Source organism: Aureimonas phyllosphaerae (assembly GCF_047943035.1).
GTDB lineage: Bacteria > Pseudomonadota > Alphaproteobacteria > Rhizobiales > Rhizobiaceae > Aureimonas > Aureimonas phyllosphaerae.
The window spans coordinates 2,517,298-2,539,124 of sequence record NZ_CP181348.1 but is presented as its reverse complement, the minus strand read 5'-3'; the positions used below and the strand labels follow the sequence as shown (position 1 = coordinate 2,539,124).

Genomic DNA, 21,827 nt, shown 5'->3' with positions numbered 1-21,827 from the left:
TGCGTGCGAGCGTCGCTACATGAAGGAGCGCACGAGGCTGCCCGTCAGCATGTTCCAGCCGTCGATCAGGACGAAGAACAGGATCTTGAAGGGCAGCGAGATGATCGTTGGAGGTAGCATCATCATGCCCATCGACATGGTCAGTGTCGCGACGATCAGGTCGATCACCAGGAACGGCAGGACGATCAGGAAACCGATCTCGAAGCCGCGGCGAAGTTCCGAGATCATGAAGGCCGGGACGAGGATGCGGAAGTCGACGACCTGCCCTTCGCCCGAGCCCTGCTCCACCACCGGGAGACGATCGCGGATCGAGGCCTCGTTGATGTTGTTGAAGAGGGCAAGATCTTCTTCCCGCACCTGATCGAGCATGAACTCTCGGAAGGGCTCGGCGATGCGCGGCAGCGCCTCTTCTTCCGTGATCTGTCCCTTCATCAGCGGTTGCAGGCCGTCGCGCCATGACTGGTCGAAGGTCGGCATCATCACGAAGAAGGTGATGAAGAGAGACAGCGAGATCAGGATCAGGTTGGCCGGCGTCGTCTGGAGCCCGAGACCCGTGCGCAGGATCGAAAGCGCGATCACGACGCGGGTGAAGGCCGTGACCATCACGAGGAGACCCGGCGCCACCGAAAGGACGGTGACGATGCCGAACAGCTGGACGATCCGGCCGGAGACGGCGGTGTCGCCTGCGGGGATCAGCGAGGCGAGCCCGCTCGCCGCTTCCGCGACCGCATCCTGCGCCAGAGCCGGGGCAGCGCTGGCGACGAGGAGCGCTAGGAGGAGGAGAAGCCGCTTCACTTGACGATCAACGAGCGGACGACGACGTCCTTGACCGCTGTCGAGCGCAGCTTGGCGCGCTCGAGAAGGTCTTCCTTGAGGTGCAGAAGACCGCGGGCGCCCTCGATCTGGGCAAGTTCCAGCGTGCGCAGGAAGACCAGCGTATCGGCCTGGATCTGGGAGGCCAGCACCGTCTGATCGACGCTCTCGTCCTCCGAGAGCGACAGGAGCAGCCCGGCCTCGAGCCGGACCTGGGTGCCCGGGGGCGAGGCGAGATCGGTGAGGATCGGCTCGAGCGGCTGGACGATCTCCTTCGTGCCGGCCGGAACCGAGGCGAGCGACGGAGCGGCGGCGGCGGCCGCCGCCGGGGCCTCGGCCGACGGCGCTGCGACCACCGGCGGATCCTTCTTCAGGAGGAAGCCGAGGGCACCGCCGCCCGCCAGCGCGATCACCGTCAGGCCAAGAAGGGCGCCGATCGTCTGCGCCTTGTTGCTCTTCTTGGGCGGTGCAAAGCCGTCCGGCATCATGCCTAGGGCTTCAGGGCTGAGCTCGGTCATTCGGCGCTCCGGCGGCATGGAATGGGGCAGCCGGGCGCGGTGTGGGCGGGATCGTCCCGCCGGGAACCGCCGCCCGGCAAGGAAGTGTTAAGGAATTGCCCTGTCGCGAGCCTTGCCGCGCGCATCAGAACGACGAACGCCCACGGCGGCAGCGGGGCTGCAGCCGAGGGCGGCGTCGGAACGGTGCGAAGTGGGCCCTCGTCAGTAGGGCAGGACGTTGTCGAGGACCTGCTGACCCCAGCCCGGCTGCTGCACTTCCGTCAGGCGGCCGCGGCCGCCGTAGGAGATGCGGGCTTCCGCGATCTTCTCGTAATGGATCGTGTTGTTGGGCAGGATGTCGCCCGGCCGGATGATGCCGGCGATCGACAGGACGCGCACCTCGAAGTTGACGCGCACCTCCTGCTGGCCGGCGATGTAGAGGTTGCCGTTCGGCAGGACCTGCGTCACCACGGCCGCGACGGACACGTCGATCTCTTCCTTGCGGTCCACGGTTCCCTTGCCGGTCGCCTTGGTGCCGTTCTTGAGGCCAAGCGTGGTGCCGACGGTCGGCAACCCGTAGGAGCCGATCGAGCCCTTGAGGTCGGCCCCGACGCTGACGCCGGAATCGCGCGAACGCTTGGTGTTGTTGTCGAGCGTCGCCTTGTCGTCGATCTGGATCTTCACCGTCACGATGTCGCCGACGTTCAGCGCGCGCGTGTCGCGGAAGAGATCGGCGTTTCGGCCGGTCCACAGCGAGTTGACGTTGCGCGGCAGCTCGTTCGGTCCGGGGCCGGGCGCCGGCTGGACGATCGGGGCGTTCTGGTAGAGTCCGCTTCCGACGGGCGTCAGCAGCGGCTCGCGGAACGCATCCTCGCGCGTGGTGGAACAACCGGCAAGGAGGCCGACGGCCAGGAGGGGGGCAATGGCTCTCACAGGGACTGGTCCTTCGCACCGGCCTCGGCGGAGGCGCGGTCGGTCTTCTTGACGATCAGCGCCGCGAGTTCGGACGCGATCGGCGCAGGCATCTCGGCGAGGATCGCGCTGGCCTGCCGCGGCTTGAGGCGCGTCAGGAGCGAGGCGGCGATCGGGCGGTCAAGCGCTGCCATCTGGGCGGCCGCCGCATCCGGCTTCATGCCGGAATAGATGCCGATCACGATGTCGGACGTCGAGTTGATGAAGTCACGGCGCTCACCGAGCCACTTCTCGACCTCGGCGCGCTTGGCCTCCAGCTCGTCGATCTTGGAGGAAATCTCGCCCTCCGCCTGGCGGATCTCGGCCAGCTGCATGGCGTTGCGTGCGTCGAGCGCGGGATTGGCGATGTTGGAGCAGAAACGGTCCGTGTCGGTCATCGGCGCTTCCGGCGTCAACATTTCCTTGCCGTCGGCGCCGATGACGCGCACCTTGGCGGGCGTCGTCGGCATGGCCGGCGGCGGCGTCGACGCGCCTTCGGCGAAAGCCGCGTCTGCGGTCACAAGCGCGAGCATCAGGCCGAGCCCAAGGGCCGCACGATGGGAGCGGAACGAGGTCATCACTGCACCACGATCTCGGCCTGCATGGCGCCGGCCGTCTTGATAGCCTGAAGAATGGCGATGATGCCGGTCGGCTTGAGGCCGAGGCGGTTCAGCCCGCGCACCACGCTGTCGAGATTGGCGCCCTGCACGATCGCGAGATTTCCGCCGCCCTGCTCGGCGTTCACCGTCGTATCCGCCGTGACCACGGTCTGCCCTTCGCTGAAGGGTGCGGGCTGCGAGACATTGGGAATGTCGGTGATGCGCACGGTCAGGCTGCCATGCGTGACCGCGACCGTCGAGATCTGGACATCCTTGCCGATGACGACCGTGCCGGTGCGCTCGTCGATCACGACCCGCGCGGCGGTGTCCGGCTCGATCATCAGGTCGCCGACATCCGCGATGAAGCGGGTGGACGACATCTTGGCCGGGCGCGTCAGCGAGATCGTGCGGAAATCCTGCTCGCGCGCCACGGGCTTGCCGTAGGAGCGCACCGCGAACGAGTTGATCGCATCGACGACGCGGATCGCGGTGCGGTAGTCCGGGTTGCGCAGTTCCATGGTGATGTTGGGCGTATCCACCGTCGCGCGCGGAACCTCGCGCTCGATCAGCGCGCCGCCGGCGATGCGACCGGTCGTCGGCGTGCCCTGCGTCAGGCTCTCGTTGGTGCCCTCGGACGAGAAGCCGCTGACCGCGAGCGCCCCCTGCCCCACGGCGTAGATCTCACCATCCGGGCCGTAGAGCGGCGTCATCACGAGCGTGCCGCCCATCAGCGACGAGGCGTCGCCGAGCGAGGACACTGAGACGTCGATGCGGGAGCCGATGCCGGCGAAGGCCGGCAGGTCGGCGGTGACGATCACGGCCGCGACATTGCGCGTGCGCGGGTTGGCGCCGCGCACGTTGACGCCCATGCGGTCGAGCATCGACTGGAGCGACTGCTCGGTGAAGGGCGAGTTGCGCAAGGAGTCGCCCGAGCCCTGCAGGCCGATGACCAGACCGTAGCCGACGAGCTGGTTGTCGCGCACGCCCTTGATCGTGGTGACGTCCTTGATGCGCACGCCGCCGGACTGGCGGGCACGCGGGACGATCGTCTGGAAGTTCTCGTGCGCGCCGATGCCGGCCTGCGCATAACCGTAGTCCGCGACGCCGTAGTCGGCCGCGTTCGCCGGAACGAGGACGGCTGCGAGGCTGGCGCCGAGGACGACGGTGCGAAGCGATGCTCTCATTGCGCCGACACCTCGATCGAGCCGTCCTCGGACGCGATGCCGCTGATCAGGACGCCGCTGTCGACGTTGCGCACGCGCACCGGCTGACCCGCCTGCGCCGACTGAAGCGGCAGGCCCTTGCCGGTGATAAGGAGGCCCTCCTCGCGATAGATGAGGGTCGCGACCTGTCCGACCGTGACGGCATCCGGCGACTTGAGGTCGCTGAGGAGGATCGGCTGGTTCGGCAGCAGCGTGCGACGCGCGATCCGGTCCTTCAGCATGCCTTCCTCGACCACATAGGCCGAGAGCTGGTTGCCGGGGACGGTGAAGCGCGCCGAGATGACGCCGCGGTCGAGGACGCTCTGTCCGGGATAGACCACGGCGGTGGGAACCGGCAGGTTCAGATCCGCGGCGCCCGCCGTGCCAGCGGCCGGGACGAGGCCGAGCGCGGCGGCGGCCAGGACGTATCTTGCAAGGCGGACGATGCGGGTCATGATGCTTAGCGGATGCCCTTGGAGACGACGCCCGACATCTCGTCGGCGGCCTGGATGACTTTGGAGTTCATCTCGTAGGCGCGCTGCGCCGAGATCAGCTCGGAGATTTCCTTCACCGGATCGACGTTGGAGTTTTCGAGGTAGCCCTGCTTGATCACGCCGTAGCCCGGATCGCCCGGCACGCCGGCGATCGGGGCGCCGGACGCGACCGTCTCGCGGAACAGGTTGCCGCCCTCGGCCGCCAGACCCGGCTCGTTGGCGAAGTTGACGAGGGTCAGCTGACCGATCAGCTGCGCCTCGCCCTCCACCGTGGCGTAGACCTCGCCGGAATCGTTGATCGAGATGTCGGTCGTGTTCTGCGGAACGGTGATGCCGGGGTCCACGGTGAAGCCGTCGAGCGTCACGATCTGGCCGGTATCGTTCTTGTTGAGCGCGCCGTCGCGCGTGTAGAGCGTCTCGCCGCCGGGTCCCTGGATCTGGAGCCAGCCCTGACCGTTGATCGCGATGTCGAGATTGTTGCCGGTCTGCTCCAGCGCACCCTGGATGTGGACGGAGCGAACGGCGGCCGTGCGCACACCGAGGCCGATGCGCGCGCCCTCGGGAACGACGTTCTCGCCGCCGCGCGCTGGCACGCCCTGCATCCGCTCGACCTGATAGAGGAGATCGGTGAACTCGGCGCGGGCGCGCTTGAAGCCGGTGGTGTTGATGTTCGCGATGTTGTTCGCGATCACTTCGACGTTGGTCTGCTGGGCGTTCATGCCGGTCGCGGCGATCGCAAGGGCGCGCATGGGCTGGTACTTTCGTTAGATCGACATGCGGGAAAGTTCGAGATAGGCGGAGACGACCTTGTCGCGCAGCGCGACGGCCGTCTGAAGCGTGCGCTCGGCACCCATCACGGCGTCGACGACCGCCTGCGTGGAAGCCTTGCCGTTGACGCCCTGGATCGAGACGGTCTCCGCGCCCTTCATGGACTGCGTCGCCTCGCGGGCGATCTCGTTCATGGCGGCGGCAAAGCTCTGGCCGGCTTCCTGCGTGGCTGCGGCGCTCGAGGCGCCGGCAGGGGAAAGACCGTCGAGGCGCAGCGCGTCGACGCGCGGCATGGCACTGCCGATGGCGGGGATCATGGGCGTCAGCCTCTCATGAGATCGATGGTGAGATTGATGAGCTCGCGCGCCTGCTTGATGACCTGCAGGTTCGCTTCGTAGGAGCGGTTCGCCTCGCGCATGTCGGTCATCTCGACCAGCATGTTGACGTTCGGCATCTTGACGTAGCCATCCTTGTCGGCGGCCGGATTGCCGGGATCGTGCTCCATGCGGAAGTCCGAGCGGTCGGTGCCGACCGACTTGATGCGCACGAGATCGGCCCCGAGAAGCCGGTCCATCTCGCTCGTGAAGGCGACGGTCTTGCGCCGGTAGGGATCGCTTCCGGGCGTCTCGCCCGTGGAGCGGGCATTGGCCACGTTCTCGGACACGATGCGCATCCGTTCGGACTGCGCCTCGAGGCCGCTCGCCGCGATCTTGAGGGCGGAGGTGATCGAATCGGTCAAGGCGTCAGCCCTTCAGCGTGGTCATGAACATGCGGTGGAACGACTTCGCGACGGAGGTCGAAAGGGCGAAGTCGCGCGACACCTCGCCGGCCTTGAGCATTTCCTGCTCGAGGCTGACCGAGTTGCCGGAATGGGTGACGTCCCATGGCTTCTGGGCGGCTTCGTCGATGCCGAAATCACGGCCGGCCGAAGCGACGAGGTGGCTCGGGTTCGAGCCGGACATCTGGAGCGCCGTCGTCTCCAGCACTTCGGAGAACGGCGTCACGTCCTTGGCCCGATAGGTCGGCGTGTTCGCGTTGGCCACGTTCTCGGCGACCACGGCCTGGCGCGCGGACAGCCATTCGGCTCGGCGGGAACTCAGCCCGAAAAGATAGAACTCGCTCAAGGGTCGCGTCCTCGGACATTTGATCGGTGTCCCATTCATAGGAACAGCCACTTGTCCGAAGCTGACGATCTTACAGATTTCTTAGTATTAACAGATCGTTAATCAGTATTAACGAAAGCATAATGCATCAACAAAAAGGCCCCGCCGATGGCGAGGCCCTGAAAACTGCAGGCGGAATGGTTTCAGGCGTTGCGAGCCGTGGCAAGGCGCGCGGCCGCGATCGCAGTCTTCAGGCGCTCGGTATTGGCCGCAGGGTCGGCATCCGGGTCGGAGAAGGCGATGTAGTTGATATGGACGGCCGCCTTGGTCGCGGTCAGCGACAGCTTGAAGTGCACCGTCACCTCGCCGCCGTGGAATTCCATGTCGAGGTCGATCGTCGGCGCGCTGCCCCAGTTGAGATGCACGTCGCCGCCGCCCGCGAACCGAAGCGAGCCGGGTGCGAGGTAGAGCTGCGCCGAGGACTCGACGATGTCGGCGATATTGCCGAACTGGTCCATCCGCAGGAAGGCCACGTAGTCGACGACGTCGACGAGGCGCAGCTCGGCCACCACTTCCTTGATCCCGTTCGCCAGCGCCTTCTCGCGGTCGGCTGCGTACTTGTTGCGAACGTTGAGCATGACGTGGGAACCCATGGAGGACCTTTACGCGAAATGAACCGAAACGCCTTCCCGAGGGGAAGGCAGGCGTCGACAGGTCGGCCGGGTCAGGCTGCCCCGATCTCCAGGCGCGCCTGAGAGCGCGACTGAAGGAAGTAGATGAGTTCCGCGACCGCCTTGAAGAATTGGGGCGGAATCATCTGGTCGATTTCGACATGGTCGTACATCGACCTTGCCAAGAGCTTGTCTTCGATGACCGGGATGTCGTTGGTCTCGGCGATCTCGCGGATCTTGAGCGCCAGGACATCGACGCCCTTGGCGACCACCACCGGCGCACCGCCCTCCTCGCGCACGTAGCGCAAGGCGATGGCGTAGTGGGTCGGATTGGCGATCACGACGGTCGCGCGCGGCACCGCCGCCATCATCCGGCGCTTGGTGCGCTCGCGGGCGATCTGGCGCTGGCGCGCCTTGACCATCGGATCGCCTTCCGACTGCTTCATCTCGTCCTTGATCTCCTGCTTGGACATGCGCAGGTCGCGCCGCCACAGGATGCGAGAGAAGAGAAGGTCCGCGGCGACCAGCACGATGGTGGCGACCGACACGGCCGCGAGGAGCCGCATCGCCAGGCCGAGGATCGTTTCGGGAAGCAGGAGTGGGTCCGAGAACATCGTCTTCAACAGCAAGGGCAGTTCGTCGGACAAGATCCAACCGACGATGATCGTAACGGCAGAGAACTTGAATAAGGATTTACCGAACTCGGTGAATCCGCGACGCCCGAACAAACGCCCCCAGCCGCTCGAAAGCGACATGTTCGAATACTTGGGACGGATGCGCTCGAGGTTGATCTGCGGCGGGTTCTGGAGCAGCGAGGCAAGAATACCCGCCACCATGAAGAGGCCCGTCGCCGGCAGCACGAACTTGGCGCTCTGTAGCGCCATCGCGTGCAGAAACTGCAGGGCGTCGATTCCGTTCCCGATCGACCATTGCGTCGGGTTCTCGAAGGTGACCTTGAGATCGCTGGCGAGCTGCGCCGCGTTGTTGCGCGCCTGGAAGACGACGACGGCGATGGCGGCGAGAAGGGAGGCGAGGATCGGTGCTTCGCGCGAGACGGGAAGGTTGCCCTTCTCGACCGTATCGCGGATCTTCTTCTCCGTCGGTTCCTCGGTTTGGGACTCCTTGTCCGCACCCTCCGACATGCCGCGCCCGCCCCTTCACGAAACAGATAGCGGCCCCGCGCGCCGCTCTAGCGCCGGGACCGCGATGGTTGTCAGCCCTCAACCTTCTCGGTGAGGTCGATGCGCCCTTCGGCGGCGAGCCGCAGGGCCGCGCCCGCAATGGCCCGCCGGGCGGCCTGGATGGCGTCGGCAGCCGCCGGCTCGTTGCGGCCGAGTTCGGCCTCGACCATGCGGCGGGCGCGCGCGCCGAGCGCCGAGAGTACGGCCTCGCGCAGGTCCTGCGGCGCGCCATTGAGCGCGAGCGTGACCTGTTCCACCTGGATCGCGTCGAAGAGGACGAGACGGCCCTTCTTCGACAGCTCGGCCACGTCCTCGAAGGCGAAGAGCAGCTTGCGAAGCGCCGCCGCCTCTTCCGGCTCGGTGGTCTCCAGCGAGGCGAGGAGTTCCTCGGTCTGCGCCTTGTCCATCCGGTTCACGATTTCGGCCATCGTCGCGTAGCGCTCGCGGCGCTCGGCGCCGTTCGAGCTTGATACGAACGCCTCGCGGCAGCGCCGCTCGATCAGCCGCGCGATGGATTCGGGCGGGGGCGCCGAGGAGAGCATGCGGCGCATGATGTCGTTGCGGCGGGCGGGCGCCATGCCGGCGACGACGACGGCCGCGAGGTCGGACTTCAGGCGCTGGAGGATATAGGCCGCCACCTGCGGATGCTCTCGGTCGAGGATCTTGGCAAGCGCCTCGGCGCCGAGCTGCTCGATCTCCTGCCAGACCGGGACACCGCTCTCGTCGATCGGCATCGCCTCGCCCTCGAAGACGATCGCCAGATCCTCGTTCGACAGGCTCGAGCGCAGGAGCTTCGTCATCTCGTCGTTGAGGCCGGTGATGGCTGCCCCGGCGCGGAACGCGTCCTGGAAGTCGGCGACGATCTCGTCGAGCTCCATCGGGGTGACCGAGTTCGGCAGCGCCGCGCTCTGGCGCAGCGCCCGGATCTCCTCGGCGCTGAAATGCTTCAGGAGCTTGGTCGCGCCCTCGCCGCCCAGCGTCAGGAGCAGGACGGCGGCGCGCGAGGCGCCGCTCAGCGTCGGCGCGCCCAGTTCGCGGCTCTGATAGGCTTCCGAGAGCATCGTGTCTTAGGCGCCCTTGGCGCGGGGCTGGCGTGCGGTGGGGGCGACGATCTCGGTCAGCGTGATGCCGAAGCGCGATTCCTCGTTCTCCAGTACGACAACCTCACCGCGCGCCACGATGCGGCCGTTCACGATGAGATCGACGGGATCGGAGATGTTGGTGTCGAGCTTCACCACCGCGCCACGGCCGAGCTTCATCAGGTTGGCGACCGGCATCACGGTGGAGCCGAGAACGACCTGCATCGTCACCGGGATGTTCATGATGACGTCGAGGTTGGGCGTCACGTCCGCGACCGGCTCTTCCTCGACGTCGGCGAAGCTCATGCCGTGGCCCATGTGGTGGCCGTCTTCGGCATCCTCGACCGCCTCGTCCATCTCGAAACCGTTGTCCATGGCGCCGAACTGGCCGCCGAACTGGGTCTCGGTCTCGAGTTCCATCGTCTCGTTCTGCATCGGGGTCGTCCTCGGGAAGGTCTGGATCGCCGGGCGATCCGTAAATTAACGAATAGCGCTCGGAACTGACGCGAAGCGGGAGATCGCGTCGTTGTCGTGGGGGATCGCGGCGGCGGTGACCGGGGCGACACGCTTCTGCTCGTAGGAGTCGAGGAGGATGTCGAGACGCTCGACCAGCTCCTGCGCCTCGGCCGCGCGCTCCTCGAGGGCGCGCAGCGTACGCACGCCCTCGCTCTTCAGGAGGACCACGGCGTTGGCCGCGCGGTTGATCGAGGCGTCGGCGTCCTCGAGAGCCTGACGGAAGCCAGTCTCCTCCGAGCGCAGCCGCTTCAGCTCCTTGTACATGGAGCCCGTGCGCCAGCTCGTGACAAGGAGGGCCGCGACCAGAATCGCGTCAATGAGCCAGGATGTCATCGATGAACTCCTCGGTCGGATCAACAGGCTCGGAAACCTTGATGACGTAGGTGTCGCGCGAGCGGCCCATGGCGCCGCGGAAGAGGCGCTGCCCCTCGCATTCCAGAAGCACGAGGCTCTGCATCGTGGCGTCCAGCGCGAGTGTCTGGCCGACATGGAAGGTCGAGATCTCGCCGAGCGAGGTCTGCTGCTCGCACAGGATGGCGCGAACGTGCATGTCGGTCTTCTGGAACCCGGCCTCGAGGTCGCGCGCCCAGGTCTCGTCGACGATCGACGGGCCCTCGTCGGGGACGGCCGCGAACTTGCGCCGATGCGGCGACAGGACGGATTCCGGGATCGCCACCCGCAGCGCCGCCTCGCAGCGGCCGATCGACAGGCGGAAGCGGAACTCGACGAAGGTGCGCGCGTCGGCTGCGATCCACTCGTCGAGCTTCTCGCCGATCGTCTCGGCGAGAAGCCTGTCGGCGGACATGCCGAGCGCGACGACGTCGGCGAAGACGGCATTACCCGTCTCGACGAAGCTGCGCAGCGCGGCGTCGGCGAAGAAGCGGCCGACGCTGGTGAGGGGACGACCGGGCGCCGGCGCGTCGCGGCCGTCGCCGCCGAAGCCCGCTTCCGTCACCGTGTCGGCGAAGCGTCCGTCGGCCGCGACCAGCGCCATCTCGCGCCATTTCGACGAGCGGACCGTCAGCACCAGCTGCGTGTCGGTGTCCGACAGGGCCGAGGGCGACAGCACGAAGGGCGAGGAAGCGATGAACTCGACGGTGAGCGGCGAGGCATGGCCCGCCGCCAGCTTGGCGGACACGGCCTCGGCCCACTTGGTTCCGATCTGCTTGAGGCGCGGGAAGCGCTCCGGCTCGATCCGGGCGGCCGAGCGCAGGCGCTCGCCGATGTTGCGTTCGGTGACCGTGTCCATGGTCCCTCCTTATGCGGCCGAAGGGGCGCCGCCGATCGTCTCGGCTTCTACCTGATCGATGGTCGGGCGGTCGTAGGCGGAGATCGCCTTGCGGCCGTATTCCAAGGCGACCTGCGGGAGGGCGCCGTTCATGTAGGCGATGAGCGTCTGCTTGATGATGACGTACATGCGCATCTTCTTCTCGCGCACGCCCTTCACCTTGGTGGCGAGCGGGGCGAACACGCCGTAGGAGAAGAAGATGCCTGCGAAGGTGCCGACGAGCGCGGCGCCGACGAGATGACCGAGCACTTCCGGCGACTGGTCGAGCGCGCCCATCGCGTGGACGATACCCAGAACCGCGGCGACGATGCCGAGCGCCGGAAGGCCGTCGGCGATGTCCTGGATCGCGTGCTTGGGCTTCAGCTGGTCGCGGGCGACCGTCTGAATCTCCTCCTCCATCAGCGCCTCGATCTCATGCGGGCGGGCGTTGCCGACGATGATCAGGCGGCAGTAGTCGCAGATGAAGTCGGTCATCGGCTTGTTCTTCAGGATGCTGGGGAAGGCGCTGAAGATCGCGGAGTCCGCGGGATTGTCGACGTGCGATTCGAACTCCGAGCGCGACTTCGACTTCATCTCGCGCATCAGCGAGTGGAGGAGGCTCAGGAGGTCGAGATAGTCGCGCTGCTTCGGCACGGCGTTCTTGAACGCTTCGCCGATCGCCTTTCCGGTGTCCTTCACGACCTTCATGTTGTTGGCGATCAGGAACGTGCCGAGCGCCGCGCCCAGAATGATCAGAAGCTCGTAGGGCTGCCAGAGAACATAGAGATGTCCGCCAGACGCGACGTAGCCGCCCAGAACGCAGCCGATCGTCACGATAAGGCCGAGAATGATACCCATCGGGCTAACCCTTAAACGATAAAGGAATTCGTAAGAAGGATTAACGAGGCGGACTTGCGCGAGACTGTGCGTTTGCAGCGCGGCCGGGTCAGCTTCGATCCATTCGCACCGGGCATCATGACGGAGATTTCGGCCCGTCCGCCCGACGGTGCCGGCGCTCGTTCAGCTGCCCAGTACCGGATCGCATCATGCAGACCTCGCTTCCCGTCGCCCTTTCCGCGCAGCTCGCCATGGAAAAGCGCCTCGACACGCTCGCCAACAACCTGGCGAACGTCGGCACGGCCGGCTTCCGCGCCGAGGAGGTGAAGTTCGAAAGCGTGATGTCGCGGGCGTCGTCCCGGACCGTGGCCTTCGCCTCGCAGGGTCAGCAGTATCTGTCGACCCGCGCCGGCGCGCTCACCGAAACCGGCAACCCGCTCGACATGGCGGTCGCCGGCGAAGCCTTCTTCGCGATCCAGACGCCGAAGGGCACCGTCTACACGCGCGATGGCCGGATGCAGATGTCGGATGCCGGCGAGCTGCGCACGGTCAACGGCGAGCCCTTCCTCGACGTCGGCGGCGCACCGCTGCAGATTGACCCGAACGGCGGTCCGATCCACATCGCCCACGACGGCATGATCACGCAGGGCGGCGGCCAGATCGGCGCCGTCGGCCTCTTCAAGATGCCGGCCGGCGCCAACCTCTCGCGCGCCGGCACGTCCGGCGTCGTCCCCGACGCCAAGGCCCAGCCGATCGTCGACTTCAACGAGGACCGCATCGCGCAGGGCTTCGTCGAAGGCTCCAACGTTAATCCGATCCTGGAAATGACCCGGCTGATCGAGGTGCAGCGCATCTTCGAGCAGGCCGCCAACATGATCCAGACCTCCGAGAACTCGCTGAATGAAGCCGTCACGCAGCTCGGAGCGCCCAAGTGACGGAAGCCAGCCGGAAGAGGGATCTGTCCGGCCTCGATGAACCGCTCGTGCGCATCAGCGGGCATGTCGTCGACGTCACGCCGCAGTCCTTCCGCGTGGCCGGCCTCAGCCCCTACGTGCGGCTCGGCGACTGCGTGGTCTGCGAGGGGCCGCAGGGTCCCGAGCTCGGCGAGGTGGTGCGCGTCGAGGAGGCGGCCGCCACGGTCAAGCCGTTCGCCGTGCGCTTCCAGAGCGGCGTGCGCACGCTGGCCTATCGCACCGGACCCGTCACCGTCGCCCCCTCTCCGGCCTGGAAAGGCCGAACGGTCGACGCGTTCGGACGCCCCTGCGATGACCTCGGACCGCTCGAGAACGGCGACACCGAGTTCGTCACGGATTCGCTCCCCGACGCAGCGATGCGGCGCGCGCGCATTCGTCAGCCGGTGCCGACGCAGGTCCGGGCCATCGACATCTTCACGCCGCTGATCCGTGGCCAGCGTATGGGCATCTTCGCGGGTTCGGGCGTCGGCAAGTCGACGCTGATGGGGATGCTTGCCCGCGCGCCGGGCTTCGATACGGTGGTGGTGGCGCTTGTTGGTGAGCGCGGTCGCGAGGTGCGCGAGTTCCTGGAAGAGACCATGCAGGGCGAGCTGTCGCGCGTCGTCACAGTGGTGGCGACCGGCGACGAGAGCGCCATGATGCGGCGCCTTGCGCCCAAAACCGCGATGACGGTGGCCGAGTACTTCCGCGATCGCGGCGAGCACGTGCTCCTGATCGTGGACTCGGTGACGCGCCTCGCCCATGCGGCGCGGGACGTTGCCCTCGCCGCGGGCGAGCCGCCGGTCGCGCGCGGCTATCCGCCGAGCGTCTTCTCCGAACTGCCGCGCCTTCTGGAACGGGCAGGTCCCGGCGCGGAAGGCAGCGGCACGATCACCGGCCTCTTCGCCGTTCTCGTCGATGGTGACGACCATAACGAGCCCGTCGCGGACGCCATCCGGGGGACGCTCGACGGACACATCGTTCTCGATCGGACGATCGCAGAAGAAGGCCGCTTCCCCGCCATCGACCTGCTCAAGTCGATCTCCCGCATGGCCGATCTCGCGTGGAAGCCTGAGGAGCGTGAGCTCGTGTCGCGGTTGAAGGCGATGATCGCGCGCTTCGAGGACACCCGCGACCTCCGCCTGCTGGGCGGTTACCAGCGCGGCGCCGATCCGACGCTCGATCAGGCCGTCGACCTGGTGCCGCACGTCTTCGGATGCATGATGCAGCATCCGGGCGACGCGCCCTCCACGACCCCTTTCGAGGACCTGTCCCAGCGCCTCAAGGCCGGCATGTCGGGCGGCTGACGACCGGCGAAGTCGTGCCCGCCGCTCAGCTGGCTCGCGCGGCTTCCGTCTCCGCCGGACGACGGAACCGTCCCGTTCGGAAGCCTTCGCGGATCTCCATCAGCATCTTCGGCAAATCCGAGGCTGGGCGCGGCTTGGAGAAGAGGTAGCCCTGAACCTCGGAGCAGCCCTCCTGCTCCAGCCGCATGAGCTGATCGACGGTCTCGACGCCCTCCGCGATCACGCTCATCCTCATTGCGGCGCCGAGGCCCATGACGGCGCGCACGATCGCGATGTTCTCGTCGCGGTTCATGTCGCGAACGAAGGACTGGTCGATCTTGATCTTGTCGAACGGGAAGCGGCTGAGATAGCCGAGCGAGGAATAACCCGTCCCGAAATCGTCCATCGAGATCACCAGCCCGAGCTCGCGCAGGCGCTGCAGGGTGCCGAGCACGCCCTCGGCATCGTCGAGGAACAGGGATTCGGTGACCTCGAGTTGCAGCCGCTCCGCTGCGAGACCGCTCGAGCGCAGCGCCCCCTGCACAACCGTCACGAGATCCTGGCTTTTCACCTGCACGGGCGAGAGATTGACCGAGAGCGTGAGGTTGCCCGGCCACCCCGCCGCATGACGGCAGGCCTCGATCAGCACGAAGCGGCCGAGGGGTACGATCAGGCCCATTTCCTCCATCAAGGGGATGAAGGTCGCGGGACCGACGAGCCCGCGCGTCGGATGGCGCCAGCGCACCAGGGCTTCGAAACCCGATGCGGCTTGGCGACGCAAATCGACGAACGGCTGGAAGTGCAGCTCGAACTCGTTGCGCTCCAGCGCCGCCCGCAGATCGGCGATCATCAGCTGCTTCGCCTGCAGTTCCTCGCGAAGCTCGGGCCGGTAGGCCTTGAACTTGCGTCCCGGCTGCGCCTTGGCCTGCTGCAGTGCCAGCTCGCAATTCTGCATCGCGCGCGCGGCATCGAGTCCCGCCACGCGATCGTCGCGCCCGACCACGACCATGCCGACGGCCACGGCAACAGCCAGGGGCCTGCCGGCGACGCGGATCGGCCGTCCGTCCACGGATTCCATGACGGCCCGCGCCAGCCGCTGCTTGCTTCCGGGCTCGCCGTCGAGCGTGATCAGGATGCCGAACTCGTCACCGTCCAGTCGGGCGACCAGCGCATCGTCCGGCACCAGCGAGCGGAAGCGCTCGCCGAGCTGACGCAAGAGATCGTCGCCCGCCGCCTGGCCGAGCGTGGCGTTCACCGTGTTGAAGTCCTCGACGTCGATCGAGAGGACGGCGATCTCGCCCTCGATCGCCTCGTCGCGTAGCATCGTCTCGAGGCTGGCATAGAAACGCGCGCGGTTCGCAAGGCCGGTCAGCGCGTCCTGGCCGGACAAGCGCTCCATCTCGCGGCTGACCGCTTGGATGCGCGTCACGTCCTCGAAGATGACGATGGTGCCGCCAACCTGCGGGCTCGCGTGACGACGCAATTCGAACGAGCGGCCGTCGGCGGCCTCCCGCGTCTCGAACTCGAGATGCGGCGGGGCGAGAAGCCGTGCGAGGAGCGGATCGCCATTCGCGCGGGCGGTCGACATGCCGACCTTCATCGACGGGAAGAGGTGCGAGAACGCAGCGTTGACGCTGAGCAGCCTGCCGGTGTCGTCGAGCACGCAGAAGGCCTGCGGAACGTTGTTCAGCGCGGCCTCGAAACGCTTCTGCTGCCGCTGCAGTTCGCCCTCGTATCGACGTGCGGTCTCGCGGCCGCCGGCCGAGATTTCCTGCATCCGCCCTTCGAGGGCGACCTCCACGAACTCGATGGCTGCTTCGAGCTCGGCGATGGCGTCGCCGCCGGCGGGAGCGAGTTGCTCCTCGCCGCTGACGCGCAGGAGGTTCGACGTCGCCTGCCGGATCGACCCGGCGATGCTTCGCGAAAGGTAGAGAAGGATGAGCAACCCGGCGACGAGACTGACGATCGACCCCGCGATGATGAGGCGCTTCAGGTCGCCGGATCGATCCACGGTGTTCTGGCGCAGCTCGTCGACGCCCTTGCGCAGGTTCTGGGCGACGCCGTTGAGGCTGGCGACGATCTGCGTCAGCTCGCGCCGGACGAGGCGACGGGTGATCTCCCCGTCGGCCATGCGCAATCGATTGATGCCGTAGTCGAGCTCGTCCAGCCGCGCGGCGATCGGGCCGGAATTGACCGACACCGTGCGCAGTTCGCTCATCACCTTGGATAGGCCCTCGGCGATCTGCGTCGCTTCCTCGCGCGTCACGATGCGGTTGATGTCGCCGCGATGCTCGCGCTCGAAACGCTCGGACAGTTCGTCGGCGCGGATGGCGGCCGCCTCGATTCGAGCCAGAGGAAAGGTGCCGTCGTTCACGACGCGGTCGGATGCGTCGATCAGAGCCTCGCCGCTGCGGTCGATCGTCAGCGCGAAACCGGCGCCGAGGAGAGCCAGCACCAGACCACTCGCGAGAAGCTTGGCATTGATGGACATGAACGACCGCGTCTCATCCACTCGGAAACTCGGCAACGAACCACACCCTATGGCAGGCTACCGAATGCAACCATGCAATCGCCAACGTTATGGTTCCGTTACTTGTACGAATGATCGGACATTTTGAGCCTCTTTCGAGACTTCCCGTGATGGCCGTATTCGTAGAGACGAAAGGTCCAGCGAGATTTTAAAATTTCCGCAAGGTAGGGGACGCGGTCTTGTGGTGCGCCGCAAATTGCGCGAAGCCCGCTTCGCCGCGAGCCGGGCGAGACTTGAGATCATGGGCAGGATGTGCGGGTGCCGATGAGCGTGGAAGCGGACGTTACGCAAACGGCTACCGGCCCCAGGTCCGGCCGCGGCTGGAAGACCTGGGTGCCGGTTGGGATCGGCCTTGCGATCTCGGTGGTGGCCTTCGCCACGCTTCACACGATGATGTCCAGCCTGTCGCTCGGCGAGATCCACGCCGCAGTGGCCGGCGTGCCGACCTCGGCCCTGGTGCTCGCGATCTTCTTCACGATGGTCAGCTTCGCCGCCGTCTCCCTCTACGACGTCGTGGCCGTCGAGACGATCGCGCCGGGTCGGGTCTCGCGCCCCGTGGCAGCAGTCGTCGGCGCGGCTGGCTACGCCATTTCCAATGCGCTCGGCTTTCCGCTCCTGACCGGCGGCGCGCTGCGATACCATGCCTACAAGTCCGGCGGCATCGAACTCGCCGACATCGGGCGCATCGTCGGCACGTCCTGGTTCGCGCTTTGGTTCGCCCTTGCCATCATGCTCGGCGTCGCGCTCATGGTGGATCCGAGCGGAATCCCCCTGCTGAAGGATCTCGACCACCGCGTCGATCTGGTGCTTGGCATCGTTATCGTCGCCCTTGTCGGGCTCTTCGTGCTCTGGCTCTCGCGCGGCGCGCGCGAGGTTCGGATCGGGCGCTTCCACATGGCGTTGCCGTCCCACCGCGGCGCGCTGGTGCAGCTGGTTGCAGGCATCGTCGACGTCGGCGCCGCCGCAGCCGTCCTCTACGTGCTGATGCCGCCGGGCACCGTCGGCAGCTTCCTTCTCTTCTCGCTCGTCTTCGCCGTGGCGACCGTCGTCGGTGTCGCGTCCTCGGCGCCCGGTGGTCTCGGCGCGTTCGAAGCGACGCTTCTCGTCACGCTCGGGCTGTCGGATCGAGCCGACGTCGTCGCGGCGCTTGTCCTCTACCGCCTGATCTACACGATCCTGCCTCTGGTGGTGACCGTGGTGGTGCTTGCCGTGATCGAGGTGGTTCGCCGGCGCGGCGTCGTCGCGGGACCGGCGAAGGAACTCTTCCGGGCGGTCGAACCCATCGTGCCCCCGGCCGTCGCCGCGCTCACGTTCGGGGGCGGCCTCGTTCTCCTGGCTTCGGGCTCGCTGCCGAGCGTCGCGTCGCGCATCGGCGTCCTTGGGGACATCGTTCCCCTGCCCTTCATCGAGATGTCGCAGCTGGCCGCGAGCTTCGTCGGCGTGGCTCTGCTGATCGTCGCGCGCGGCTTGGCCAAGCGGCTTTGGCGCGCTTGGGTCGTATCGCTCGGCCTTCTCCTTGCCGGCGCCGTGTTCGCCATGTTCCGCGGCCTCGACTGGGAGGAAGCGGTTCTCCTGGTGATCCAGGCGACGCTCCTCCTCGGCTTCCGCCGCGCCTTCTACCGCCGCTCGGTCCTAAATCCCTTCGCCCTCACCTGGAGCTGGCTCGCGGCCGTGCTTGCGACCGTCATGGCCTCGATCTGGCTCGGCTTCTTCGCCTACCGTCACGTCGAGTATGCCAACACCATGTGGTGGGATTTCGCGCTGAATGCCGACGCGCCGCGCTTCCTGCGCGCCAGCGTCGTGGCGGTGGCGATCGTCGCGGCGGTCGGGCTCGATGTCGCCATCCATCGGCGCACCGAGAAACTGCATCGGGCCAGCGCGATCCCACCCGAGGTCGCGCCGATCGTCGCGGCCTCACCGTCGACCGACGCGTGGCTCGCGCTTCTTGGCGACAAGCGCTTCCTGTTCTCGCCCGATCGCCGCGGCTTCGTCATGTACGCGCGTTCCGGCGGCAGCCTGATCGCGCTCGGCGAACCGGTGGGGCCGCCCGACGTCGTGTCCGAACTTGCCTGGAGTTTCCGCGACCTCGCCGACCGGCAGGCCGAGCGGCCGGTCTTCTATCAGGTCGGACCGGAAAGCCTGCCGCTCTTCCTCGACATGGGTCTCAGCGCCCTGAAGCTCGGCGAGGTCGCGCGGGTCGATCTCCCGGCCTTCAAGCTGGAGGGCCAGAAGATGCAGAACCTTCGCACCGCCATGCGGCGGGCCGAGCGCGAAGGCCTGTCCTTCGAGATCATCGGCGCCGAGCAGGTGAAGGCCGAGATGGCCGAACTGCGCGCCGTCTCCGACGCATGGCTGGAGAACAAGGCGGGCTCGGAAAAGGGCTTCTCGCTCGGCTATTTCGACGAGGCCTATCTGTCCCACTTCGACATGGCGGTGATGCGCAAGGACGGCGCCATCGTCGCCTTCGCTAATCTCTGGCGCGGCGCGAACAAGGAAGAGCTGTCGATCGACCTGATGCGCTTCCTGCCGGACGTCTCGCGCGTCCTGATGGATGCCCTCTTCGCCAAGCTCCTTCTCCACGGCAAGGACGAGGGTTATCGCTGGTTCAACCTCGGCGCCGCGCCGTTGTCCGGCCTCGTCGATCGCCGCGGCGCCTCGCGCTGGAACCGCTTCGGCTCGTTCCTCTATCGCCGAGGCGGAAATTTCTACCATTTCGACGGGCTGAAGGGCTTCAAGCAGAAGTTCAATCCCGTCTGGACACCGCACTACCTGATCTGCCCGGGCGGCTTCGACACAGCCAAATGCCTCGTCGACGTGACCGCCCTCATCTCCGGACGCCCGAAGCAGGATCCATGAAGCGCACCCTTTCCGTACTGTCCGCATCGCTCGCCCTCATGCTTCTGGGCGGAGCCAGTTCCGCGCTTCTCGCCTCGCGCGCCCTGGATCAGGCAGCCGGAAGCCTCGTGGCCGCCCGTATTTCCGCCGAGAACCTCCAGAACGTCGATGTCCTCTCGCCGGGTGACGACGCCCGCGGGCTCGTCGTTCTGGTCTCTGATCGCGGCGGCACCACCCGCGCCGACCGTGATTTGGCAGCAGAACTCGTAGCTGCCGGGCTGATCGTCATCCCGGTCGATCTCGACCGCTGGCGCGCGGCGCTTGAGACCGACGCGGGGCCGGACGGCGAATGTCTTTATCTTGGCTCCGACCTCGAAGGCATCGCCAAGGAAGCGCTGCGGGCGCTGGAACTCGACACCTACTTCCACCCGGTGGTCGTCGGTCGTGGCGAAGGCGGAACGCTCGCCTATGCCGCCGTCGCCGACGCCCCGGCCGCGACTCTGGCCGGCGGCGTGGCGCTCGACGCTCCGCCGGCTGCCCACACGCGGATTCCGGTCTGCGAGGGTGCCACCGCGACGCCAGCGGACCCCGGCACCTTCACCTATGATCGCGGCGCCGACCTGCCCGCCCCATTCACCTTCGTCGCGTCCGAGGGCACCGAGATCGCCACCGCGATGAAGGCTCCGATGCGCGCCGGCCAGAGCGCCATCGCGACGCCCGAGGCACGGGACGCAGCTGTGGTTCAGGGCGCGCTCGCGATCGCGGATGCCGACCGGACCGAGCTTCCGATCGTCGTCGGAAAGCCGAAAGGGCAGCCGAAGGCCGTGGTGGTCTTCTTCTCGGGCGATGGCGGCTGGCGCGATCTCGACAAGACAATCGGCGACTGGCTAACCGCCGAAGGGGTCGAGGTCGTCGGTGTCGATTCGCTGCGATACTTCTGGTCGGAAAAGACCGCCAAGCAGATGGCGGACGACATCGACGCCATGCTGTCCAACGTGAAGCCGGCGGCAGGTGTGCCGATCGGCCTTCTCGGCTACTCGTTCGGCGCCGATACCCTCCCCTTCGCGATCGCCGATCTGTCGCCGGAATGGGCCCAGCGCGTGTCGCTGATCGGCCTCCTCGCTCCCTCGACCCAGACCGGCTTCCAGATCTCGGTCGGGGGTTGGCTCGGCATGTCGACCGGCGACAGCGACGTGGTCGAAGCCGCCTCGCGGCTTCCGACCGAGCGCGTCCTGTGCGTCTACGGCTCGGAGGAGGACGACACCGCCTGCATCGAGCCGAAGCTCGCCGCGTTCACCAAGCTGCCGATCGAAGGCGGCCACCATTTCGACGGCAACTACGACGCGCTCGCCGCCCGGCTGTTGGCGGCCCTGCGCGGCGGCCCGCAGGCGGCGCTCGCGACGCCGCCCGCTCCGGCCGGGCCCCCGGCTCCGCCGTCCGCGAACTGATTGCGCCCGGCGGTCAGGGCATCAGCTGACCGCCGTTCACCTCGAGGATCTGGCCGGTGACGTAACCGGACAGGGTGTGGGCCGCGAGGAAGAGGTAGGCCGGCGCGCAGTCCTCGGCTGTGCCGAGCCGCTTCATCGGGATCGTCGCAGCAGTCGCGTCGAGCTTTTCCTTGGTCGAATAGCGGCGGTGGAAGTCGGTCATGATCGTGCCGGGCGAGACGGCGTTCACCCGGATGCCGTCCGGCGCGAGTTCCTTGGCGAGTGTCTTCGTCCACGCCGATACGAAGGCCTTCGCGCCTGAATAGAGAGCCGATCCGGCGCTTCCGCCCTGTCGGCCCGAGATCGACACCGTGTTGACAATCGAGGCGTGGTTGGCCCGGCGCAGTGCCGGTAGGAGGGTGCCGGTGAGCGCCACGACGGAGCGAATGTTGAGATCGAGGACGTGGTCGTAGTCCTCGCGCGTTTCCTGACCCGTCGGGATGCGTCCGCCCATCGTGCCGGCGTTGTTGACGAGGACGTCGATCGCGTCCGCGTGAGACAGGATTTCTCGAGCGAGTTCCGCGCCGCCGTCCGGCGCGGCGAGATCGCCCGTCAGGAGCTTCAGATTCGCCCGTGCGCCGGCCGGCAGTCGCGCCAGAAGGTCGCCCTCGACATGCGAGAGGTCGCGCCCGGCATGGGCGATCACCTGCGCGCCGCACCGCAGGAACGCCGTCGCGACCGCCGCGCCGATGCCCCGCCCCGCTCCCGTGACCACCACCGTGCGCCCCGCGAACAGCTTCTCGTCGAATCCCGTCATG

General features: G+C 67.1%; 23 protein-coding genes. 4 read left to right on the top strand and 19 right to left on the bottom strand.

All coding sequences use genetic code 11. The annotated features are described in order from the left end of the window. Nucleotides 1–15: 15 nt before the first annotated feature. The 17 genes from fliP to motA form a co-directional block, all read right to left on the bottom strand. Nucleotides 16–795, bottom strand: coding sequence for a flagellar type III secretion system pore protein FliP (gene fliP / locus ACLNGM_RS11975; protein ID WP_055889538.1), 780 nt, complete (start codon nt 793–795; stop codon nt 16–18). Beyond that, nucleotides 792–1,331 (bottom strand): flagellar basal body-associated FliL family protein, encoded by a 540-nt coding sequence (locus ACLNGM_RS11970; RefSeq protein ID WP_416355090.1) that lies wholly within the window; start codon nt 1,329–1,331, stop codon nt 792–794. Before ACLNGM_RS11970 ends, fliP begins: the two co-directional genes overlap by 4 nt. A 201-nt stretch (nt 1,332–1,532) precedes the next feature. After that, a complete protein-coding gene (flgH, locus tag ACLNGM_RS11965) occupies nt 1,533–2,243 on the bottom strand; it encodes a flagellar basal body L-ring protein FlgH (protein ID WP_055889544.1) in 711 nt (236 codons plus the stop codon). After that, nucleotides 2,240–2,839, bottom strand: coding sequence for a MotE family protein (locus ACLNGM_RS11960; protein ID WP_416355089.1), 600 nt, complete (start codon nt 2,837–2,839; stop codon nt 2,240–2,242). Before ACLNGM_RS11960 ends, flgH begins: the two co-directional genes overlap by 4 nt. Further along, the gene (gene flgI / locus ACLNGM_RS11955) at nt 2,839–4,044 is read right to left on the bottom strand and encodes a flagellar basal body P-ring protein FlgI (protein ID WP_090960498.1); all 1,206 of its coding nucleotides are present in this window, start codon (nt 4,042–4,044) and stop codon (nt 2,839–2,841) included. Before flgI ends, ACLNGM_RS11960 begins: the two co-directional genes overlap by 1 nt. Further along, nucleotides 4,041–4,517: a flagellar basal body P-ring formation chaperone FlgA gene (gene flgA, locus ACLNGM_RS11950; protein ID WP_416355088.1), complete on the bottom strand. Its 477-nt coding sequence runs from the start codon at nt 4,515–4,517 to the stop codon at nt 4,041–4,043. Before flgA ends, flgI begins: the two co-directional genes overlap by 4 nt. 5 nt (nt 4,518–4,522) lie before the next feature. Further along, on the bottom strand, nt 4,523–5,305 hold the full coding sequence (flgG, locus tag ACLNGM_RS11945) for a flagellar basal-body rod protein FlgG (protein WP_416355087.1): 783 nt from the start codon (nt 5,303–5,305) through the stop codon (nt 4,523–4,525). A 15-nt stretch (nt 5,306–5,320) separates the two neighbouring features. Then, nucleotides 5,321–5,641 carry a flagellar hook-basal body complex protein FliE gene (locus ACLNGM_RS11940; RefSeq protein ID WP_090960506.1) on the bottom strand — a complete coding sequence of 107 codons (321 nt, stop codon included), beginning with the start codon at nt 5,639–5,641 and terminating at the stop codon, nt 5,321–5,323. Nucleotides 5,642–5,646: 5 nt separating this feature from the next. Beyond that, entirely contained in the window at nt 5,647–6,063 is a 417-nt protein-coding gene (gene flgC / locus ACLNGM_RS11935) for a flagellar basal body rod protein FlgC (RefSeq protein WP_090960508.1), read from the bottom strand. Between the two features lie 4 nt (nt 6,064–6,067). Beyond that, nucleotides 6,068–6,448 (bottom strand): flagellar basal body rod protein FlgB, encoded by a 381-nt coding sequence (gene flgB, locus ACLNGM_RS11930; RefSeq protein ID WP_090960512.1) that lies wholly within the window; start codon nt 6,446–6,448, stop codon nt 6,068–6,070. A gap of 182 nt (nt 6,449–6,630) precedes the next feature. After that, on the bottom strand, nt 6,631–7,080 hold the full coding sequence (locus ACLNGM_RS11925) for a hypothetical protein (protein WP_090960514.1): 450 nt from the start codon (nt 7,078–7,080) through the stop codon (nt 6,631–6,633). 71 nt (nt 7,081–7,151) lie between these two features. Further along, nucleotides 7,152–8,240, bottom strand: coding sequence for a flagellar biosynthesis protein FlhB (gene flhB, locus ACLNGM_RS11920; RefSeq protein ID WP_090960517.1), 1,089 nt, complete (start codon nt 8,238–8,240; stop codon nt 7,152–7,154). 71 nt (nt 8,241–8,311) lie between these two features. After that, entirely contained in the window at nt 8,312–9,340 is a 1,029-nt protein-coding gene (locus ACLNGM_RS11915; RefSeq protein ID WP_416355086.1) for a FliG C-terminal domain-containing protein, read from the bottom strand. 6 nt (nt 9,341–9,346) lie between these two features. After that, complete coding sequence (fliN, locus tag ACLNGM_RS11910) at nt 9,347–9,664, bottom strand: flagellar motor switch protein FliN (RefSeq protein WP_244545914.1); 318 nt, start codon at nt 9,662–9,664, stop codon at nt 9,347–9,349. A 174-nt stretch (nt 9,665–9,838) separates the two neighbouring features. Then, nucleotides 9,839–10,207, bottom strand: a complete 369-nt coding sequence (locus ACLNGM_RS11905) for a hypothetical protein (RefSeq protein WP_416355085.1) — start codon at nt 10,205–10,207, stop codon at nt 9,839–9,841. After that, nucleotides 10,188–11,123 carry a FliM/FliN family flagellar motor switch protein gene (locus ACLNGM_RS11900; RefSeq protein ID WP_416355084.1) on the bottom strand — a complete coding sequence of 312 codons (936 nt, stop codon included), beginning with the start codon at nt 11,121–11,123 and terminating at the stop codon, nt 10,188–10,190. Before ACLNGM_RS11900 ends, ACLNGM_RS11905 begins: the two co-directional genes overlap by 20 nt. 9 nt (nt 11,124–11,132) lie before the next feature. Next, nucleotides 11,133–11,999 (bottom strand): flagellar motor stator protein MotA, encoded by an 867-nt coding sequence (gene motA / locus ACLNGM_RS11895; protein ID WP_090960528.1) that lies wholly within the window; start codon nt 11,997–11,999, stop codon nt 11,133–11,135. Nucleotides 12,000–12,187: 188 nt separating this feature from the next. Here motA and flgF point away from each other — a divergent pair, with 188 nt between their 5' ends. Then, the gene (gene flgF / locus ACLNGM_RS11890; protein ID WP_416355083.1) at nt 12,188–12,913 is read left to right on the top strand and encodes a flagellar basal-body rod protein FlgF; all 726 of its coding nucleotides are present in this window, start codon (nt 12,188–12,190) and stop codon (nt 12,911–12,913) included. Next, complete coding sequence (locus ACLNGM_RS11885; protein WP_416355082.1) at nt 12,910–14,238, top strand: FliI/YscN family ATPase; 1,329 nt, start codon at nt 12,910–12,912, stop codon at nt 14,236–14,238. The genes flgF and ACLNGM_RS11885 overlap by 4 nt, the downstream gene beginning before the upstream one ends. A gap of 25 nt (nt 14,239–14,263) precedes the next feature. Here the strand turns inward: ACLNGM_RS11885 and ACLNGM_RS11880 are convergent, their stop codons facing one another. Continuing rightward, on the bottom strand, nt 14,264–16,708 hold the full coding sequence (locus tag ACLNGM_RS11880; protein ID WP_416355081.1) for a putative bifunctional diguanylate cyclase/phosphodiesterase: 2,445 nt from the start codon (nt 16,706–16,708) through the stop codon (nt 14,264–14,266). 303 nt (nt 16,709–17,011) lie between these two features. On the opposite strand from ACLNGM_RS11880, the gene mprF reads away from it, so the two are divergent. Both mprF and ACLNGM_RS11870 read left to right on the top strand, forming a co-directional pair. Beyond that, on the top strand, nt 17,012–19,603 hold the full coding sequence (gene mprF / locus ACLNGM_RS11875; RefSeq protein WP_416355080.1) for a bifunctional lysylphosphatidylglycerol flippase/synthetase MprF: 2,592 nt from the start codon (nt 17,012–17,014) through the stop codon (nt 19,601–19,603). Continuing rightward, nucleotides 19,600–21,030, top strand: coding sequence for an AcvB/VirJ family lysyl-phosphatidylglycerol hydrolase (locus tag ACLNGM_RS11870; RefSeq protein WP_416355079.1), 1,431 nt, complete (start codon nt 19,600–19,602; stop codon nt 21,028–21,030). The genes mprF and ACLNGM_RS11870 overlap by 4 nt, the downstream gene beginning before the upstream one ends. 13 nt (nt 21,031–21,043) lie before the next feature. Here ACLNGM_RS11870 and ACLNGM_RS11865 read toward each other — a convergent pair whose 3' ends face one another. Continuing rightward, on the bottom strand, nt 21,044–21,826 hold the full coding sequence (locus ACLNGM_RS11865) for an SDR family NAD(P)-dependent oxidoreductase (RefSeq protein WP_416355078.1): 783 nt from the start codon (nt 21,824–21,826) through the stop codon (nt 21,044–21,046). Between the last annotated feature and the right edge of the window lies 1 nt (nt 21,827).

Coding starts and splice junctions, on each gene's coding strand:
- ACLNGM_RS11970 (WP_416355090.1), bottom strand. CDS start 1,331: ATGACCGAGCTCAGCCCTGAAGCCCTAGGCATGATGCCGGACGGCTTT.
- ACLNGM_RS11960 (WP_416355089.1), bottom strand. CDS start 2,839: ATGACCTCGTTCCGCTCCCATCGTGCGGCCCTTGGGCTCGGCCTGATG.
- flgI (WP_090960498.1), bottom strand. CDS start 4,044: ATGAGAGCATCGCTTCGCACCGTCGTCCTCGGCGCCAGCCTCGCAGCC.
- flgA (WP_416355088.1), bottom strand. CDS start 4,517: ATGACCCGCATCGTCCGCCTTGCAAGATACGTCCTGGCCGCCGCCGCG.
- flgG (WP_416355087.1), bottom strand. CDS start 5,305: ATGCGCGCCCTTGCGATCGCCGCGACCGGCATGAACGCCCAGCAGACC.
- ACLNGM_RS11940 (WP_090960506.1), bottom strand. CDS start 5,641: ATGATCCCCGCCATCGGCAGTGCCATGCCGCGCGTCGACGCGCTGCGC.
- ACLNGM_RS11925 (WP_090960514.1), bottom strand. CDS start 7,080: ATGGGTTCCCACGTCATGCTCAACGTTCGCAACAAGTACGCAGCCGAC.
- flhB (WP_090960517.1), bottom strand. CDS start 8,240: ATGTCGGAGGGTGCGGACAAGGAGTCCCAAACCGAGGAACCGACGGAG.
- ACLNGM_RS11915 (WP_416355086.1), bottom strand. CDS start 9,340: ATGCTCTCGGAAGCCTATCAGAGCCGCGAACTGGGCGCGCCGACGCTG.
- fliN (WP_244545914.1), bottom strand. CDS start 9,664: ATGAGCTTCGCCGACGTCGAGGAAGAGCCGGTCGCGGACGTGACGCCC.
- ACLNGM_RS11905 (WP_416355085.1), bottom strand. CDS start 10,207: ATGACATCCTGGCTCATTGACGCGATTCTGGTCGCGGCCCTCCTTGTC.
- ACLNGM_RS11900 (WP_416355084.1), bottom strand. CDS start 11,123: ATGGACACGGTCACCGAACGCAACATCGGCGAGCGCCTGCGCTCGGCC.
- motA (WP_090960528.1), bottom strand. CDS start 11,999: ATGGGTATCATTCTCGGCCTTATCGTGACGATCGGCTGCGTTCTGGGC.
- flgF (WP_416355083.1), top strand. CDS start 12,188: ATGCAGACCTCGCTTCCCGTCGCCCTTTCCGCGCAGCTCGCCATGGAA.
- ACLNGM_RS11880 (WP_416355081.1), bottom strand. CDS start 16,708: ATGTCCATCAATGCCAAGCTTCTCGCGAGTGGTCTGGTGCTGGCTCTC.
- mprF (WP_416355080.1), top strand. CDS start 17,012: ATGAGCGTGGAAGCGGACGTTACGCAAACGGCTACCGGCCCCAGGTCC.
- ACLNGM_RS11870 (WP_416355079.1), top strand. CDS start 19,600: ATGAAGCGCACCCTTTCCGTACTGTCCGCATCGCTCGCCCTCATGCTT.
- ACLNGM_RS11865 (WP_416355078.1), bottom strand. CDS start 21,826: ATGACGGGATTCGACGAGAAGCTGTTCGCGGGGCGCACGGTGGTGGTC.